Origin of the sequence: Corynebacterium sp. MSK008, from assembly GCF_030232585.1 — a bacterium.
GTDB lineage: Bacteria > Actinomycetota > Actinomycetes > Mycobacteriales > Mycobacteriaceae > Corynebacterium.
Genome location: NZ_JASPJX010000002.1, coordinates 113191 through 130432, shown reverse-complemented (window position 1 = coordinate 130432; position 17242 = coordinate 113191). Strand labels below are relative to the sequence as shown.

General features: G+C 66.5%; 15 protein-coding genes. 8 read left to right on the top strand and 7 right to left on the bottom strand.

Translation table 11 applies throughout. The annotated features are described in order from the left end of the window. Positions 1-103: 103 nt before the first annotated feature. From QP996_RS02250 to QP996_RS02220, 7 genes are all read left to right on the top strand, one after another. Positions 104-838: an NUDIX hydrolase gene (locus QP996_RS02250; RefSeq protein WP_070475415.1), complete on the top strand. Its 735-nt coding sequence runs from the start codon at positions 104-106 to the stop codon at positions 836-838. Continuing rightward, positions 835-3255 (top strand): DUF6049 family protein, encoded by a 2421-nt coding sequence (locus QP996_RS02245; protein ID WP_284871011.1) that lies wholly within the window; start codon positions 835-837, stop codon positions 3253-3255. Before QP996_RS02250 ends, QP996_RS02245 begins: the two co-directional genes overlap by 4 nt. Beyond that, a complete protein-coding gene (gene murJ / locus QP996_RS02240) occupies positions 3252-6578 on the top strand; it encodes a murein biosynthesis integral membrane protein MurJ (RefSeq protein ID WP_284871010.1) in 3327 nt (1108 codons plus the stop codon). Before QP996_RS02245 ends, murJ begins: the two co-directional genes overlap by 4 nt. 73 nt (positions 6579-6651) lie before the next feature. Beyond that, positions 6652-7215, top strand: a complete 564-nt coding sequence (locus QP996_RS02235; RefSeq protein ID WP_284871009.1) for a sigma-70 family RNA polymerase sigma factor — start codon at positions 6652-6654, stop codon at positions 7213-7215. Positions 7216-7226: 11 nt separating this feature from the next. Continuing rightward, complete coding sequence (gene trxB / locus QP996_RS02230) at positions 7227-8222, top strand: thioredoxin-disulfide reductase (RefSeq protein WP_284871008.1); 996 nt, start codon at positions 7227-7229, stop codon at positions 8220-8222. A 10-nt stretch (positions 8223-8232) separates the two neighbouring features. Then, the gene (gene trxA, locus QP996_RS02225) at positions 8233-8556 is read left to right on the top strand and encodes a thioredoxin (RefSeq protein ID WP_239356571.1); all 324 of its coding nucleotides are present in this window, start codon (positions 8233-8235) and stop codon (positions 8554-8556) included. Between the two features lie 45 nt (positions 8557-8601). After that, a complete protein-coding gene (locus QP996_RS02220) occupies positions 8602-9780 on the top strand; it encodes an N-acetylmuramoyl-L-alanine amidase (RefSeq protein ID WP_284871007.1) in 1179 nt (392 codons plus the stop codon). Between the two features lie 161 nt (positions 9781-9941). On the opposite strand, the gene QP996_RS02215 is transcribed toward QP996_RS02220, so the two are convergent. The 7 genes from QP996_RS02215 to rpmH all read right to left on the bottom strand — a co-directional run bounded on the left by QP996_RS02215 (position 9942) and on the right by rpmH (position 14402). After that, on the bottom strand, positions 9942-10979 hold the full coding sequence (locus QP996_RS02215) for a ParB/RepB/Spo0J family partition protein (protein WP_284871006.1): 1038 nt from the start codon (positions 10977-10979) through the stop codon (positions 9942-9944). A 3-nt stretch (positions 10980-10982) separates the two neighbouring features. Next, the gene (locus QP996_RS02210; protein ID WP_284871005.1) at positions 10983-11918 is read right to left on the bottom strand and encodes a ParA family protein; all 936 of its coding nucleotides are present in this window, start codon (positions 11916-11918) and stop codon (positions 10983-10985) included. Beyond that, positions 11919-12551: a 16S rRNA (guanine(527)-N(7))-methyltransferase RsmG gene (rsmG, locus tag QP996_RS02205; RefSeq protein WP_284871004.1), complete on the bottom strand. Its 633-nt coding sequence runs from the start codon at positions 12549-12551 to the stop codon at positions 11919-11921. An 80-nt stretch (positions 12552-12631) separates the two neighbouring features. Next, positions 12632-13597, bottom strand: coding sequence for a membrane protein insertase YidC (gene yidC / locus QP996_RS02200; protein WP_284871003.1), 966 nt, complete (start codon positions 13595-13597; stop codon positions 12632-12634). 9 nt (positions 13598-13606) lie between these two features. Beyond that, positions 13607-13894, bottom strand: coding sequence for a membrane protein insertion efficiency factor YidD (gene yidD, locus QP996_RS02195; RefSeq protein ID WP_181889403.1), 288 nt, complete (start codon positions 13892-13894; stop codon positions 13607-13609). Beyond that, a complete protein-coding gene (gene rnpA, locus QP996_RS02190; protein ID WP_284871002.1) occupies positions 13894-14250 on the bottom strand; it encodes a ribonuclease P protein component in 357 nt (118 codons plus the stop codon). Before rnpA ends, yidD begins: the two co-directional genes overlap by 1 nt. Before the next feature lie 14 nt (positions 14251-14264). After that, entirely contained in the window at positions 14265-14402 is a 138-nt protein-coding gene (gene rpmH / locus QP996_RS02185; RefSeq protein WP_171193055.1) for a 50S ribosomal protein L34, read from the bottom strand. Positions 14403-15145: 743 nt separating this feature from the next. Between rpmH and dnaA the strand changes: the two genes are divergently transcribed. Further along, a complete protein-coding gene (dnaA, locus tag QP996_RS02180) occupies positions 15146-16708 on the top strand; it encodes a chromosomal replication initiator protein DnaA (RefSeq protein WP_284871001.1) in 1563 nt (520 codons plus the stop codon). Positions 16709-17242: the final 534 nt, after the last annotated feature.

Sequence of the window (17242 nt, the reverse complement as noted above, 5' to 3'; positions counted from 1 at the left end):
GGTCTGGCATATCGAAGAGCTTCTGCGTCACCCGGGACACGATACCCGCCACCCCCGCGCGGGAAGTACCACAACCGGCCGAAAGACCGATAGCATGACACGAATGAGTGACAACCAGCGCCCGGTTCCGGGGCCCTCCAACGGCAAGGGGGGCTCCGGCGGCGGTAAGCGCCGGCCGCGGCGCCGACGCGGGGGCAAACCCGCCGAGCAGCAACAGCAGCAGGGAGACAAGCCGAAGCGGAAGCGGAATAACCGCCGCGGGAAGAACTCCCGCGGCGGGCGCAAGCAGCACAATCGTCGCAGGTCGCAGTACCAGAACAGACACGATTCGTCGATAGAGACGCGCGACGAGACCTCGGCCGGCGGCCTGGTGGTCTCCGGCATGGCGGAGGCCGTGGGCAAAGACGGCAAGGTGGACATGAGCCGCATCTACGTCGCGCTCATCGGCCGCCTGGACCGCCGCGGGCGGCTGCTGTGGTCCATGCCGAAAGGCCACGTGGAAAACGGCGAGCACCAGTGGGTCACCGCGCAGCGCGAGGTGTGGGAGGAAACCGGGATCACCGGCGAGGCCTTCGACACTCTGGGCACGATCGACTACTGGTTCGTCTCCGACGGCGTGCGCATCCACAAGACGGTGCACCACAACCTGCTGCGCTACGTCGACGGCGTGTTCAACGACGAAGACCCGGAGGTCACCGAGGTGGCGTGGGTACCCATGAGCGACCTGATGGAGCACCTCGCCTACGCCGATGAGCGCAAGCTCGCCCGCATCGCGTACGACCGGATGCCGGATCTGGCCAGGAAGGAAAAGAAGGCCGGAAGGGCAACTCCGAGATGAACCGGTACGCCGCGCTGGCTGCCGTCGTGCTCGCCGCCCCCGCAGTGCCGCTGGCGCCGGACAACCCGGAAGTGACGGAGCAGTGGGCGAACCTGACCGTGCGCCCGTCCGAGGGCGAGCAGGCGAGCGTCGAGGTCGTCGAGGCGCCGCGCTCCGTTTCCGCGCACGACCCGTTTCACGTGAAACTTCGCGTGACCAACCACTCCGACGACACGCTCGAGGGGCTCAGCGTGGTCCCGCGCCGCGCCTCGGCGGTGGCCACGGTGATGGAGCAGCGCTACGCCACCATCGCTGGCCTGCAGGAGTATCAGGTGGTGGGGGACGCGCGTGGCGTCGATAGGCAATTGGCCCCCGGCGACTCGCTGGAGATCGAGATGGACTTGGGCCTCGACCTGCCGGATGTGGGCACGTACCCCATCATGCTGCAGCTTCTCGACGCCTCCGGTGCCCCCCTCGACACCGATCGCTTCCATATGGGTGTGAGAGGCGTGCGCGACAACATCCGGGCCGCGGAGCTGACCGCGCTGTACCCGGTGACCGCCGACGTGGACATCCTGCCCGGCGAAACCGGCGAGGCGCCCGAGACGCAGCCGCTGGTGCTGGCGAACGACTCCCTGGCGGGCCAGCTCGCGCCCGAGGGGCGGCTGAGCCAGCTAGTGGACCAGTACATTGAGGCAGCGCAAACACCCGAGGTCGGCTACGCCACCTGCGTGGCGCTGGACCCCGCGCTGCTAGACACCGTGGACCGCATGCAGCACGGCTACACCGTCGACGACGAACGCCCCGCCGTGGTGGAAGAGCCGAAGCGCCTGCGCGACTCCTGGGGAGGTGAAGTCGCCCCCGACGGCGAACCCGGCGCCGGCGCGGACGACGCGAAGGTGTGGCTGGACAAGGTGCGCCACATCGCCGCCACCGGCTGCGTGGTGTCCCTGCCGTGGGCGAACGCGGACCTGAACGCCGTGGCGCGCACCGGCGATAAGTGGCTCATGCGCGAGGCCGTGGAGCGCGGGCCGTTCGTGCTGCAGCGCGTGCTGGGCACCGCCGGCACGCTCAACACCGTGGTCACCGGCACGGGCTACGTCGAGGACGGCACCGCGCCCGCGTTGGGTTGGGCGGACCACTCGCGCTCCACCGTCAGGGACGAAGGCATGCAGGCCGCATGGGAGCGCGCGGAGGCGGCAGGCGTGCAGGAGGAGCACGACGGGTCCGAAAGCGCCCTCGAGCGCGCCGACATGGCGGACCTCGCCGGGGCCGCCGCACCCGCCCCGCAGCAGCCCGTGCGCGTGCTGGCCGCCACGCCAGGCAGAGACTACGGCTGGGTCGCGCCGGGCGTGATGACGGTGGGCTACCAGTCATCCCTGGCCACCGTGCTGGCGGCCACCGGCGTGGACCCAGAGACCACCGGCTTTTCGGAGGAGAACCTGCGCTACAACTACGCCGTGGACTCCAAGGCCGCGCGCGACACCAACGCCGCCGCCGCGGTGCGCCTGGCCGCCCAATCCGCCTGGGTGGGGGAGGACTCCGAGGAGCAGCCGGAGCCGATCTTGGTCGCCCCGCCCGCGAACTGGGACGCGGACACCGCCGCCGCCGTGCTGGGCACCGTCGCGGAGCTGGTCACCGGAGCCGCGGCGCACCCCATGGCGTTTGGCGCCTACCTGGACGCGCCCGCTGAAGTCGCGCCTGCGGGTGAGCCCGGCGAGCACACCGACCCCACCGCGTTCACCGACGCGGAGGTGCTGCAGGTGACCCAGCAAGCCGGGTTCATCAACGACCTGACCGGGCTGATGGTGCCGGACCCCGGCATCGCGCTCACGCGATACGGGTTTACCCTGCCGCTGCGCCGGGATCTGCTGCAGGCGCTCTCGGTAGGCGAGCGCCGTTCAATGTCGCGCTACAGCGACGCGGTCGAGGCCACCAGCGAACGCCTCGGCGCCTCCCGCGCCGCGCTGGGGGACCTGCGCTCGGCGGTAGATCTGATCCCGCCCGGGAACGTCTACACGCGCACCTCCAATTCCAGCCCGCTGCTGATCGTGGCCCGCAACGGGCTGCCGCTGCCGGTGGAGACCTCCATCAACTTCTCCGGGCCCGCGGACGCCCGCCTGCACGTGCCCGGGGTGCTGCGCATCCCGGCGCGCGGGTCGGTCACGGTGCAGATGACCGCGGACCTGCCGGAGAGCTCCCGCAGCACGGACCTGAACCTGTACCTGGCCAGCGCGAACGGGCAGCCGATCTCGCAGCCGGTGGACATCGCCGTGCGCACCACGCGGTTCACGGTGGGCCGCTGGCTCGCCGTCGCCGCGCTGGTGCTGGCCGGGCTGCTGGTGGTGATCGCGCTGCGCGGCGCGCGGGGCAGCCCGCCTGCAGACAGCGAACGAGAACCACAAGCCAGCAGACGTAAGAATCGGAGAACCAAGTGACGGAACAGGGACTGCGCCGGCGCATTGTCACGCCAGCGCCGCCAGCGCCGGTGCCGGCGCCGCGCGAAACCAAACCGGCGCGCGAGGAGCTCGAGGACGGCGCGCCGGATAAGTCGCTGCTGACCACCAGCCCCAAGGGCGAAACCATCGCCCCGCCGCAGACCGCCGACACGGTAGCCGCGGGCGGCGCGGGGCCAGCAGGCACGGCAGCGGCCGTCGCGGTCGCCGAGACCAAAGCGAGCGAAGAGGAACCCGCCGAGGGCGGGGAGAAAGTCGTGCGCGCCACCGGCTCCATGGCCGTGGCCACCCTGATATCGCGCATCACCGGCTTCATCCGCACCGTGCTCATCGGCGCGGCCCTTGGCGAGGTCGTGGCGGCGTCCTTCAACACCGCCAACACGCTTCCCAACCTGATCACGGAGATCGTGCTGGGCTCCGTGCTCACCGCCCTGGTGGTGCCGGTGCTGGTGCGCGCAGAAAAAGAGGACGCGGACCACGGCGCGGCATTCATCCGCCGCCTGTTCACGCTCACCCTGACGCTGATGACGGTGGTCACCGTCATCGCCGTGGCGGCCGCGCCGCTGCTGACCCGGATGATGATGGAAGAGGACTCCCAGGGCAACCTCGTCCAAACCACCTCGTTCGCGTATCTGGTGCTGCCGCAGATCTTCTTCTACGGCATGTTTTCCCTGTTCATGGCCATCCTGAACACGAAGGAGCACTTCCGGCCCGGCGCCTGGGCCCCGGTGGCCAACAACATCGTCTCCATTGCCGTGCTCGTGGCGTATATGGCGCTGCCGGGGCAGCTGAACCCGGCGGCGCCGACGTCGATAAGCAATCCCCACGTGCTCCTGCTGGGGCTTGGCACCACGGCTGGCGTGGTGGTGCAGTGCCTGATCATGCTGCCCGCGCTGCGCAAGCTCGGCATTGACCTGCGGCCGCTGTGGGGCATCGACGAACGCCTCAAGCAGTTCGGCGGGATGGCGCTGGCGATTATCACCTACGTGGCAATCAGCCAGCTCGGCTACGTGATTACCAGCCGCATCGCGTTCAACGCGGACGCGGCGGCGCAGTTTATCTACCAGCAGCACTGGATGCTGCTGCAAATGCCGTACGGCATCATCGGCGTCACCCTGCTCACCGCGATCATGCCGCGCATGTCCCGCAACGCCGCGGACGGCGACGACGCCGCCGTGGTCGCGGACCTGACCATGGGCACGAAGCTGACGTTCATCGCACTGATCCCCATCATCATTTTCATGACGGCGCTGGGCCCCGACATCGCCCACGCCCTGTTCGCCTACGGCTCGTTCAGCCCTCAGGCCGCCCACCTGCTGGGCCTGACCATCTCCGCGTCCTCGTTCACCCTGATCCCGTACGCGCTGGTGATGCTGCACCTGCGCGTGTTCTACGCCCGCGAGGAAGCGTGGACGCCCACGTTCATCATCGCCGGCATCACCGGCACGAAAATCCTGCTGTCCTCACTCGCGCCCTATATCGCGCAGGACCCCAGCCACGTGGTGGTGTTGCTCGGCGCGGCCAACGGCTTCGGCTTCGTCGCCGGTGCGCTCATCGGCGCCCTGCTTCTGCGCCGCAAGCTGGGCACCCTGCGCTCCAGCGACGTGCTGCGCACCTCCATCTGGGCAGTGGCTGCGGCGCTCGTGGGTGTTGCGGTGATCTTCGGTGTGCGCTGGCTGCTTCGCGACGTCGCCGGCCTGCACCTGCCCGAGGCCCTCGGGCGCCTCATTGGAGCCCCCAGCCTGGGCAACCTCATCGAGGTGGCGATGCTCGGCGTGCTGTTTTTGGTGGTCACTGGCCTGGTGCTGTCGCGCTCCAAACTGCCCGAGGTGCAGAACCTGGGCCGCGCGCTGCAACGCATCCCGGGCCTAAGCCGCTTCATCCGCCCGGACGAGGACCGCGCGCTCGAGGTGGGCGAGGTGGACCCGCGCGATGTGTCCAACCAGTTCCTCGCAGCCGACACCTTCAATGCCTCTCCGGTGCCGCCGCCGATGTCCGCGGGTGTGGTCCGCGGGCCGCGCCTGGTGCCGGGCGCGGGCGTGTCCGACGGGCGTTTCCGCCTGATCCGCGACCACGGCGCCACCTCCGGCGCGCGCTTCTGGCAGGCGCGCGAGGTTGCCACCGGCAGAGATGTGGCGCTGACGTTCGTGGACACCACGGGATCGGCGCCGATGGCCCCGGCAACCCCGCGCGAAGCGGCGCTGAAGGCCGCCGGCGTGGCGCGGCGCACCCGCAAGCTGGCCAAGCTGGACCTGCCGGCGGTGGCGGAGAACATTGAGATCCTGTCCTACCGCTCCGGCGCCCTGGTGGTGGCGGACTGGGTGGACGGCTCCTCGGTCAAGGCTGTGGCGGAGTCGGGCCAGACGCTGCACACCGAGGCCGTGGCCAACGCCCTGGCACCCCTGGCCGGCGCGATGGCGGCGGCGCACGAGGCGGAGGTCCCGCTGGGGCTGGACAACCGCCAGCAGCTGCGCATCGACCACGAGGGGCACGTCCGCCTGGCGTTCCCGGTGGTGCTTCCCGATGCCACGCCGGCCACTGACGCGGAATCCTTCGCCTCCGCGCTGACGCTTCTGACCAGCAACGTCAGCTCCGACGACCTGGACGACGTCACCGCCCGCACCCGCGCGCTCGTGGACGCCGACGCGGTGGACCAGGCCGCCTTCCGCGACATCGAGCGCGCCCTGTTTGAAGCGGCGAACCTGCCGGTGCCCAACGAGGACGCGCCGACGGACGAGATCCCGGTGGTGGACATCTACGAGCCGGTCGAGCCGGTGGTCGAGCACGTGGAGGACCCGGACGCGCTGCGCGGCGGCTTCGGCGGCCGCAACATGGGCCCGGTGACCATCGGCCTGCTCACCTTCGCCGCCGTGATCGCCGCGGTGCTGGTGGGTGTGCTCACCACCTACCTGGTGGACTTCGTCTCCGGCGAAAACGTGGTGGAACGCCCGTCGGCCGCACCCACGACCACCACGCGCGACGAGCGCATGCCGGTGGTCATCGGCCCGCTTAACCAGGAGGTGCTGGACGACAGCTCCGTGCGGTTCATGCCCGAGGACGGCTCGGCGTTCACGCTTGAGCAAGTGCTTATCGACGCCTCCGGCACCGCCAACTACACCCTCTACGGCGTACCCGCAGAGCAGGAGACCGCGCATCCGCCCGTGATCGCGGAGGGCAAGCTGCGGGGCGGCCAGATCAGCGCCGACGTGGAAACCACCGAACCACTGTTAAGCGTGGTGCTGAAGGTGGACGGCGAGACGGATGTGAAAAACGTCTCGCTGGTGGGCCGCGTGGTTGTCCACTGAAATGCGCACCCGGCCCTAGTCAGGGGGACTAGGGCCGGGGCATAGTGGGGGCAACTGAATCTTTGGGGGGACAATGGACTACATCAACGACAGGCAGCTGGTGGCGAACTACCTGGGAGGGGACCGGCACGCCTTCACACTCATCGTGCGGCGCCACCGCAAGCGCATGTACTTCGCCGCCCGCAACTTTGCGCGCAACGAGCAGGACGCCCAAGACATCGTCCAAGACGCGCTGTTCAAGGCGGCGCGCAGCCTGCACACCTACCGCGGGGAGGCGAAGCTGTCCACGTGGCTGCACCGCATGACCATCAACGCGGCCATAGACCACCAGCGCAAGGACGGCCGCGCCAGCGCCCAATACAGCCTGGACGACAACGACAACGTGGACATCGACGCGAACAGGTACCTCGCGTACAACCCGATGGAGAACATGGAGCGCACCATGGCCATGCGTCAGGCCCTGGCGGTGCTGCCGCAGGCGCAGCGCAAAGCACTCTGGCTCATCGACGTCGCGGGCATGAGCGTCGGCGACGCCGCGGCCGAACTCGGGGTGCAACCCGGCACCGTGAAGTCGCGCCGCTACCGCGCGCGCGAGGCCGTCGCAGCGGCGATAGGGGAGGCGGCGCCGGCGCGCTAAGATCTGCAACCATGACTTCCCCCGGCTTCAACTTTGTCACCCCGCAAACCGAAGCGGCGGCCGCGCCGGCCACCACCGGCACGGACCACGTGCACGACCTGATCATCGTCGGCTCCGGTCCCTCCGGCTACACCGCCGCTCTGTACGCCGCCCGCGCCGAGCTGAAACCGCTCGTGTTCGAGGGCTACGAGTACGGCGGCGAGCTGATGAACACCACCGAGGTGGAGAACTTCCCCGGCTTCGAAGACGGCATCATGGGCCCGGACCTCATGGCGAACATGCGGGCCCAGGCCGAGAAGTTCGGTGCGGACCTGCGCCAGGAGCTGGTGGACTCCGTGGACTTTAGCGGCGACATCAAGAAGGTCGTCGTGGACGACGAGGTCTACCAGGCCCGCGCCGTCATCCTCGCCACCGGGGCCGCCCCGCGCCACCTGGGCATCCCGGGCGAGGCGGAGCTGACCGGCCGCGGCGTGTCCACCTGCGCCACCTGCGACGGCTTCTTCTTCAAAGACCAGCACATCGCCGTCGTCGGCGGCGGCGACTCCGCCATGGAAGAGGCGACCTTCCTGACCAAGTTCGGCTCCAAGGTCACCCTCATCCACCGCTCCGAGAACTTCCGCGCCTCAAAGATCATGCTCGAGCGCGCACGGGAGAACGAGAAGATCGAGTTCCTCACCGACACCGTCGTCGACTCCGTGGTGGAGGCCGACGGCAAGGTCGGCGGACTGAACATCCGCAACGTCGTCACCGGCGAGGAGCGTGTGCTGGACGCCACCGCGCTGTTCGTCGCCATCGGCCACGACCCGCGCTCCGGGTTCCTGGACGGCCAGGTCGCCGTGGATGAGGGGGGTTACGTTGAGGTGGCGGAGCCGTCGACAAGCACGAGCGTCGCGGGCGTCTTCGCGTGCGGCGACCTGGTGGACAAGACCTACCGCCAAGCCATCACCGCCGCCGGCGCCGGATGTCGCGCCGCGCTGGACGCACAGCACTACCTGGCGGCGCTGTAGACTGGCGCGCATGAACGCACCAGTTGATGTGACCCAAGCAACCTTCAAAAACGAGGTCATCGAGGCCGACACTCCGGTGCTCGTGGACTTCTGGGCGGAGTGGTGCGGCCCCTGCCGCAAACTCTCCCCGCTGCTCGACGAGATCGCCCAAGAAATGGACGGCCAAGTCAAGGTAGCCAAGGTCAACGTGGACAACGAGCGCGCACTCGGCGCCATGTTCCAGGTCATGTCCATCCCCGCCGTCATGCTGTTCAAGGACGGCAAGAAGGTCGACGAGTTCGTGGGTGTGCGACCGAAATCTGAGATCGTTTCCAAGATTCAAGCGCAGCTCTAACGGCGCGTAGACTTAACCCCTGTCCATCCGAATAGAAAGGCCCGCATGCACGACATTTTGCGCGTTGGCGACTCCAGCACACGGGTCGCCGAGGTCCGGATGTCACTCGCCCGCCTGGGCCTCCTAGACGGCTACGAGGGCGAGATCGACTCCACCCGCCGCTTCACCGAAGCCGAGATGCTTTACGACGACATCCTGTGCGAAGCCGTCAAAGCCTTCCAACAATCCCGTGGCATCGTGCCCACCGGGACCATCGATTCGGCGACGCTGCGGGAGCTGCGCGAGGCGTCCTACACCCTCGGCGCACGCGTGCTGAGCTACCAGCCCGGCCAGGAAATGGTCGGCGACGACGTCCGGCAGCTGCAGAACCAGCTCCACGAGCTGGGCTTCTACCCGCATCGGGTGGACGGGCGTTTCGGGCCGCGCACCTACGAGTCGCTGATGAACTACCAGCTCAACTCCGGGCTGGAGGACGACGGGGTGTGCGGCCCCGACACCCTGCACGCCCTGTCACTTCTGGGACGGCGCATCACCGGCGGCTCCGCGCAGGCCATCCGCGAGCGCGAGACCGTGCGCCAGGCCGGCCCGAACCTGACCGGCAAGCGCGTGGTCATCGACCCGGACTTGGGCGGCTCCGACCGCGGCCTGGTTGTCGACGGCCCCTACGGCCCCATCACAGAGGAAGAGATCCTCTGGGATCTGGCCCAGCGCATCGAGGGCCGCATGGTCGCCGCCGGCATGGAGACCATCCTGTCGCGCCCCCGCGGCGACAACCCCTCCAACAAACAACGCGCCGACCTGGCCAACGGGTTCAAAGCGGACCTGCTCATCTCCCTGCGCCTGGACTCCTACCCGAACGAGAAGGCCAACGGCGTGGCCACGTTCTACTTCGGCTCCGAGAAGGGCAGCTCGTCGCTGACCGGCGAGACGCTGTCGGGCTACATCCAGCGCGAGGTCGCCGCACGCACCCAGCTGCAGAACTGCCGCAACCACGCCCGCACCTGGGAGATGCTGCGCATGACCCGGATGCCTTCAGTGGAGCTGGTGGCCGGCTACCTGACTAACCCGGGCGACCTGGCCGTCCTCACCGACCCCAACGAGCGCGACGCCATCGCCGAAGCCGTCGTGGTGGCTGTGAAACGCCTCTACCTGCTCGACCACGACAACCGGCCCACCGGCACCTACTCCTTCAAGGAGCTGCTGCGGGAGGAAAAGCACGCCTAGCGGCGGGCGCCGCCCGAAATTGTTCACCCGCCCCGGTCTCGGCAGTGAACCAATTTCGCTGTGAAAAGGGAATTTGTTCATTTCCCCCAGGTAAAAACCGCCAAATCCCAGATTTGTTCACCCCCCAGTGAACAAATCCGGGTGAGATACCTTTTACTCGCCTAGTCGGTGCCCTGGATGAGCCCCATGATGCGCTCGAAGTCGTCCTTGTCGCCGAACTCCACCACGATCTTGCCCTTGCGCTTGCCCATGGTCACCGACACCTTGGTGTCCCAAATGTCCGCGAGTGAATCGGCGGCGCGGGTGAGGTACTCCGGCTGCGGGGCGGGCTGGCGCTTCGGCTTGTCCGGCACCTTGCCGCCTGCGTTGATCAGGGACACGGCCTCTTCCGTCGCGCGGACGGAAAGGCCCTCGGCGACGATGCGGTCGGCGAGTTGGGCTTGGGCGTCGGCGGTGTCGTCGCCCAGCTTGATGCCCAATAGTGCACGGGCGTGACCTGCGGAAAGCACCCCGGCGGCGACGCGGCGCTGCACGCCCACGGGCAGGTTAAGCAGGCGGATCGCGTTAGTGATCACGGGGCGTGAGCGGCCCAAACGGTCCGCGAGCTGCTCTTGGGTCACGCCGAATTCGTCGAGGAGCTGCTGGTAGGCGGCCGCCTCCTCCAGTGGGTTGAGCTGGACGCGGTGGATGTTTTCCAACAGCGCGTCGCGCAGCATGTCCTCGTCGGAGGTTTCACGCACGATGGCCGGGATGTGCTTCAGGCCGGCCTTGGAGGAGGCGCGCCAGCGGCGCTCGCCCATGATCAGCTCGAAACCCTCGGGGGTGTCGCGCACGACAATGGGCTGCAGCAGGCCGAACTCGCGGATAGAGTGGACCAGCTCGGCCAGCTCGTCCTCGTCGAAGACCTGGCGCGGCTGCTTCGGGTTGGGGATGATCCGACCAACCGGGATCTCCTGGTAGCGCGCGCCCACCGGCACGGGCTGGATCACCTTGTCGCGCTTGGCGGACACTGTCGGGGCACCCTGGACTTTCTTTTTGGGGGCGCCCTTCGGTGCGTCGTCAGGCAATTGCTTGCCAAAAATCACGTCGGAGGCGCCGCCGCCGATGCCCGGGGTCTTGCCGTTTTTGTCGATGTCCGACGGCGTCGACGGGATGAGCGCCGCCAGTCCGCGGCCGAGGCCGCCCTTGCGTTCTGCCATTGATTACTCCTCCTCGAGCTGGTTGTAGACCTCGGGGCTCACGCCGATCGGGCCGGTGGTGGGGTGCGGCTGGTAGTCGCCGCGGGTGGCCAGCTCCTTCGCCGCATCGAAGTAGGCCAGCGCGCCGCGGGATCCGGGGTCGTAGTCGATGACGGTTTGGCCGTAGCCGGGCGCCTCGGAGACCTTCACGGAGCGGGGGATGACGTTGTTCAGCACCACTTGGCCGAACTGGCCGCGCACCTCGTCGGCCACGTCGGCGGCCAGGCGGGTGCGGGCGTCGTACATGGTCAGCACGATCGCGGAGATGTGCAGGTTGTTGTTCAGGTGCTCGCGGATCATGCCGATGTTGCCCAACAGCTGGCCCACGCCCTCGAGCGCGTAGTACTCGCACTGGATGGGGATGAGCACCTCGTCCACCGCGGTCATCGCGTTGATGGTGAGCAGGCCGAGCGACGGCGGGCAGTCGATGAACACGTAGTCGAAGTCGTGCTCGTCCAAAAAGCCGCGGCGGATCTGGTCGTGCAGGCGGTACTCGCGGCGCACCATGGACACCAGCTCAATCTCCGCGCCGGCCAGGTCGATGGTGGCGGGGATGCAGAACAGGTTCGGGTTGTCGGGGTGCGGCTGCACGGCGTCGGAGGCCTCGGCCTCGCCGATGAGCACCTCGTAGCTCGACGTGGTGCCGGAGGTGTGTTCCGCCCCGAGCGCGGTCGACGCGTTGCCCTGCGGGTCCAGGTCGATCACCAGCACCTTCAGGCCCTGCTTGCTCAGCCCGGCCGCCAGGTTCACGCTGGTGGTGGTCTTGCCCACCCCGCCCTTCTGGTTGGCCACGGTGATCACGCGCGGCTGGTCCGGCTTCGGGAGCGTTTCGCTTCTCGACGTCACCCGCGCCGCGCGCATCGCCGCCTCCATCACAGGAGTCTCGTCGTAGTGTTCCATCTACGCCCCCTTCTTTCTGCGCTGGATACGGATCAATGTGGTGGGCTGGGCCAGCACGGAGTCGCCCACGGTGAAGATCTCCGCCTCGCCGCCGCCTGCTTTCGTAATAGCTTTGGCGTCGCGCTCGAGTTCCTCCGCCACGGATTCGCCCTTCATTGCAATCATGTGCCCGCCGCCCTGCAGCAGCGGAATGGACCACCCGGCGAGCTTACCCAGCGGGGCGACGGCGCGGGAGGTGACGGCATCGAACTCCGCCTTGGGCTGCTCCTCGGCACGCCCGCGCACCACGGTGACGTTGTCCAGGCCCAGCTCGGAAACAACCTCGCCCAGGTAGGTGGAGCGCTTCAGCAACGGCTCGATCAGCGTGATGGAAAGGTCCGGCCGCGCGATCGCCAGCGGGATACCGGGAAGGCCGGCGCCGGAGCCGATGTCCGCCACCTTTAACCCAGGCTCGAATGCCTCCGCGATCACGGCGCAGTTGAGGATGTGGCGCTCCCACAGGCGGTCCACCTCTTTCGGCCCGATGAAGCCACGCTCGGCGGCCGTGGTGGCCAGCGAGCGGTGGTAGGCCTCGGCCAATCCGAGGCGTTCTCCGAAAACTTGGGCTGCGGCTGCAGGGGAGGTATCCGACATGCACAACACTGTAGTCGGCCCGCCGACGTGAAAAAGTCCCGGCCGAAAACGGGCCGGGACATGCGTCGATAAGCAGGAGGCTACTTACCTTGCTTCCGCTGCTTCTTGGTGCGGCGGTCCTTGGTGCGCGCGCCCGGGGCGGGGGCGGTGGTGCGCTTGAGCTCCACCTTGCGCGCTTCCTCGACGGCCTCTTCTTTGTCCATCTTGTTGTTCAGCCACATGGACTGGAAGAACGTCCAGACGTTGTTGGTGAGCATGTAGAACAGCAGGCCGATGTGCCAGATCACGCCGGTGGCAAGAATCATGACGGGGAAGAACCACATCATCATCTTGTTCATCAGACCCATCTGGTTCTGCATCATTTCAGCCATCTCGCCCTGCGGCTTCGGGCCCTTACCGGCGGCCTTGCGGGCCTCCTGGCGCTGGACCATGATGCGGGCGTTGAGGTGCGTAAACGCCGCACACAGCACGACCAGCGGCAGGCACACGGCGATAATCTGCGCGCGGGTCAGATCCGCGTTGCCGAACGCGGCGAAAGCCTCAGCCGGCATGGACATGTACGCGGACAGCGGGACGCCGAAGAAGTCCGCGTCCAGGAAGGACTGCACGTCTTCCGCAGGGAAGGCGTAGTTTGCCGTGGAGCGGTTTTCCTCCACGGACATGCCCAGCTCACTGGTGCGGTTGAAGGAGCGCAGCACGTGCAGCAGGCCGATGAAGATGGGCAGCTGCACGAGCGGCACGATGCACGACGACAGCGGGTTCGTGCCGTTTTCGCGGTAGAGCTTCTGCGTCTCCTCCGCGATCTTCTGCTGGTCGTTCTTGTACTTTTCGCGGATTTCCTGCATCCGCGGCTGCATCTCCTGCATCTTGCGCATGGAGCGCATCTGGTTGACCATCGGCTTCACCAGCAGCAGACGCACCGTGCAGGTGAGCAGGACGATGGCCAGGATCCAGGAGATGCCCGAATCCTTCGGGATGACAAAGCCGAGAACCTCGTGCCAGAACCTCAGCACCCAGGAAATCGGCCAATAGATGAAATTCAGCACGTTTCGGTGTTACTCCTCACTCATTTCAATGCTGCCCGGCACCGGGTCGTAGCCGCCGGGGTGCCAGGGCCCGCATTTGCACAGCCTGGCCGCGGCCATTGCGCCGCCGCGCACCGCCCCGTGGCGTGACACGGCTTCGAGCGCATACGCACTGCATACTGGCATAAAACGGCACGTCCCGCCCATCTTAAGGGGTGAGATGTACTTTTGGTAACCGCGAATCAGCCCCACCAGCAGTTTCGCGGCTGGCCCCTTCGCGGCGGGGATTTCGCCGCCGGCGAAGTTGAAGTAGGCCATTATTGTTTCTTTTGCGCTTTGTCCAGCGCTTTTTCTAGATCGCGCGCGAGCTCGTCGCTCGTTGCGGCGGCGGCGGGCGGCAGGGCGCGGATCACAACATCGAAGGAGCGCTCAAGCTTATCGACGAGCTCCCGCTGCACCACAACACTGCGCAACTTCCGTGACACGGCATGCCGCGTCACGGCGTTGCCCACCTGCTTGGACACCACCAGCCCGAAGCGCGGCCCGCCCTGGATGACGGGGTCGCGGCGCTGGTGTAGATGCACCATTAACGTGCGAGACCCCGCGCGCACACCCTTCCTCATCGCAGCTTTGAAGTCTGCGGAGGAGGAAAGTTTGTGCGGGCGGGGTAACACGCGCGGGTTTGAGGCTATGCCGACAGCTTTGCGCGGCCCTTCTTGCGGCGCGCGGAAACGATGGCGCGGCCGGCGCGGGTCTGCATGCGGGCACGGAAGCCGTGCTTGCGTGCGCGGCGACGGTTGTTCGGCTGGAAAGTCCGCTTAGACACGGTGGACTCCTTGTGCGGTCATGAACAGCCGACGGCTCGTCAAAGCCTCCCGGGGAAGTGGCCGTTCCAAATGTGAAACGTTGCGTTGAGATTGCGGTTCGGCTCCGGATGTGGAGCGCAGTTCGCGTGCAGCGCCTTCGCCAGCTCGCCTTGGTCAAGCGGCCCGGTGCCCGGCGGGGGCGGTGCTCTCAGATGTACGCCGGTGCAACCGACGTAAAGACGGGGTTAAGACTACGCGAATTTGTGCTCCCCGGCCAAATCAACACGCAACCTTTTTTCCAGGGGCGATCGGGTACCCCCGTAATTACAACGGTGTGTTTTTTCGCAGGTGGGGCGGGCAATCCTTCCCGCACCCTGCGGGAGGGCTGGCAGCATGTGGACAGCTGTTCGACGCGCCGAGTTATCCACAAAAACCGGCCCGGGCGAAGTTTCGACAGCCCAAGGTCGGAGCGGGTAACAATGATGCAATCACCACAATCGCACAGCCTGGGGATGCACAGGCCTGTGGATAACTGTGAAGTACCGGTTGAGACTTTCGCCCAAAACTCGCTGTTTGCGCAGGTCGGAGCCATACAGAACCTCACACAAAGTTATCCACAGGGCGTGCAATCCTTGTGGACAACCGGCGCTGCTAAAGTATCCACACCTGTGGATAACTCTGTGGAGCAGCAGGTGGCAGCGCGCCGAGCGGGCGAGCAGAGTTGTGGATTGCACATGTAGGCAGGAACAGACTGGAGACGACGTTGGCGGACCAACACCTCGAGGACCTGTGGCGCGGCGTCGTCGACGAGCTGCTGCGCCTCTCGGAGCAGGCCACCTCGTCCGTACCCACACTCACCCCCCAACAGCGCGCCTACCTGCGGCTAATGAAGCCGGTCGTGCTTGTCGACGGCTACGCCTTACTCTCCGCACCCCACCAAGCCGCCAAAAATGTCATTGAGGAGTCCCTGGCTCCCCACATCACAGCACTGCTGTCCTCCCACACCGGCCAGCCCTACGCCCTGGCCGTCTCCGTGGCCGCGCCCGAACCGGAGCCCGCGCCCGAGCCTGCTCAGCAGCCGGTACCGCCGCCGGAGCCCAGCTGGCAACCCACCCAATCCCACGTCGAAGCGCCGGCAGCGGGGGAGCAGATCCCCATGGGGCTGGACGAATTGGCGCAGATGCATGCTGCACAGGTGGCGGGGAGCCGTCGAGAAGCAAATGCGCATCCCACCGTCGACCGCCGCATCCCCCGCGAGAAACCCGCGCACGACCCCGACCGCGAAGCCAGCCTGAACCCGAAGTACACCTTCGAAAACTTCGTCATCGGCTCATCCAACCGCTTCGCCAACGGCGCCGCCGTCGCCGTCGCCGAGAACCCCGCCAAGGCCTACAACCCCCTGTTCATCTGGGGCGGCTCCGGTCTCGGCAAAACCCACCTGCTCCACGCCGCCGGCAACTACGCGCGCGTGCTGCAGCCGGGCCTGCGCATCAAATACGTCTCCTCCGAAGAATTCACCAACGACTACATCAACTCCGTGCGCGACGACCGCCAAGAATCCTTCAAGCGGCGCTACCGCAACCTGGACATCCTGATGGTCGACGACATCCAATTCCTCGAAGGTAAAGAAGGTACCCAGGAAGAGTTCTTCCACACCTTCAACGCCCTGCACCAGGCAAACAAGCAGATCATTCTGTCCTCCGACCGGCCCCCGAAAGAGCTGACCACGCTCGAGGACCGGTTAAGGACGCGCTTCATCAGCGGCCTGATCACCGACGTGCAGCCGCCAGACCTGGAAACCCGCATCGCAATTCTGATGAAGAAGGCGGCCGCCGACGGCACCCAGGTCGACCACGCCGTACTCGAGCTCATTGCCTCCCAATTCGAGTCATCCATCCGCGAACTCGAAGGCGCACTGATCCGTGTGTCGGCGTACTCGTCGCTGATCAACGAACCGATCACCATGGAAGTCGCCCAAGTAGCACTGCGAGACATCCTTCCCGACGAAGGCGACGTCAACATCACCGCCGACGCCATCAAGGACGCCGCCGCCGAGTACTTCCAGGTCTCCCTGGACCAGCTGGTTGGCGCAGGAAAGACCAGGCAGGTCGCCCATGCGCGCCAGATCGCGATGTACCTGTGCCGAGAGCTGACCGAGCTGTCCCTGCCCAAGATCGGCGACGAGTTCGGCGGCAAAGACCACACCACCGTCATGTACGCAGACCGCAAGATCCGCAAGGAAATGACGGAAAACCGCGGCACCTACGACGAGATCCAGGAGCTCACGCAGGTGATCAAAAACCGCGCCCGCACCCGCGCACGGTAGGTGGCGCATCGCCGCTGTTTCCACGCTCGTTCGCGCTAGACCCTGGGACGCATACCCTGGGATAGCGCGATTTTTTGGCATTCCCAGGGTATTGTTCCCAGGGTCTGCGTGGGGGCGGCGCGCCCGACCAGCAACCACCTCTTTCTCCTCCCCAAATCACTTCCGTACCACTCTCCACAGACCTATCCACACCTGTGTAATTACATCGATGTAGTTTGGCCAAGTAGATCACAATGTAACCGCCATCACACATGCAGAAGCTGGGGACAGAGTGTGCATAACCGGTGGAAGAACGCGGTTCCGTTTGTGTAATTTCAACGACCCCGAAAAACTATCCACAGGGGTGCTGACTTATCCACAAGTTATCCACACCCTGAATCACAGAAGCGACACGCCTTGCGACCGGCGCAAAACCGGCCCAATCCACAGATTCCCCAACACCTACTGTTGTTCCCCTCTTTACTTCTTGTAATTCAATCTGGAGAAAGAGAGGGTGTGCAATCTCGGCGCGGCGGCGACCTTTGGACGTCGATA

Excerpts from the sequence above, each read along its gene's own strand:
- trxB (WP_284871008.1), top strand. The coding sequence starts at position 7,227 with ATGACTTCCCCCGGCTTCAACTTTGTCACCCCGCAAACCGAAGCGGCG.
- QP996_RS02250 (WP_070475415.1), top strand. The coding sequence starts at position 104 with ATGAGTGACAACCAGCGCCCGGTTCCGGGGCCCTCCAACGGCAAGGGG.
- QP996_RS02245 (WP_284871011.1), top strand. The coding sequence starts at position 835 with ATGAACCGGTACGCCGCGCTGGCTGCCGTCGTGCTCGCCGCCCCCGCA.
- QP996_RS02215 (WP_284871006.1), bottom strand. The coding sequence starts at position 10,979 with ATGGCAGAACGCAAGGGCGGCCTCGGCCGCGGACTGGCGGCGCTCATC.
- yidD (WP_181889403.1), bottom strand. The coding sequence starts at position 13,894 with ATGGCCTACTTCAACTTCGCCGGCGGCGAAATCCCCGCCGCGAAGGGG.
- QP996_RS02235 (WP_284871009.1), top strand. The coding sequence starts at position 6,652 with ATGGACTACATCAACGACAGGCAGCTGGTGGCGAACTACCTGGGAGGG.
- rsmG (WP_284871004.1), bottom strand. The coding sequence starts at position 12,551 with ATGTCGGATACCTCCCCTGCAGCCGCAGCCCAAGTTTTCGGAGAACGC.
- trxA (WP_239356571.1), top strand. The coding sequence starts at position 8,233 with ATGAACGCACCAGTTGATGTGACCCAAGCAACCTTCAAAAACGAGGTC.
- QP996_RS02220 (WP_284871007.1), top strand. The coding sequence starts at position 8,602 with ATGCACGACATTTTGCGCGTTGGCGACTCCAGCACACGGGTCGCCGAG.
- QP996_RS02210 (WP_284871005.1), bottom strand. The coding sequence starts at position 11,918 with ATGGAACACTACGACGAGACTCCTGTGATGGAGGCGGCGATGCGCGCG.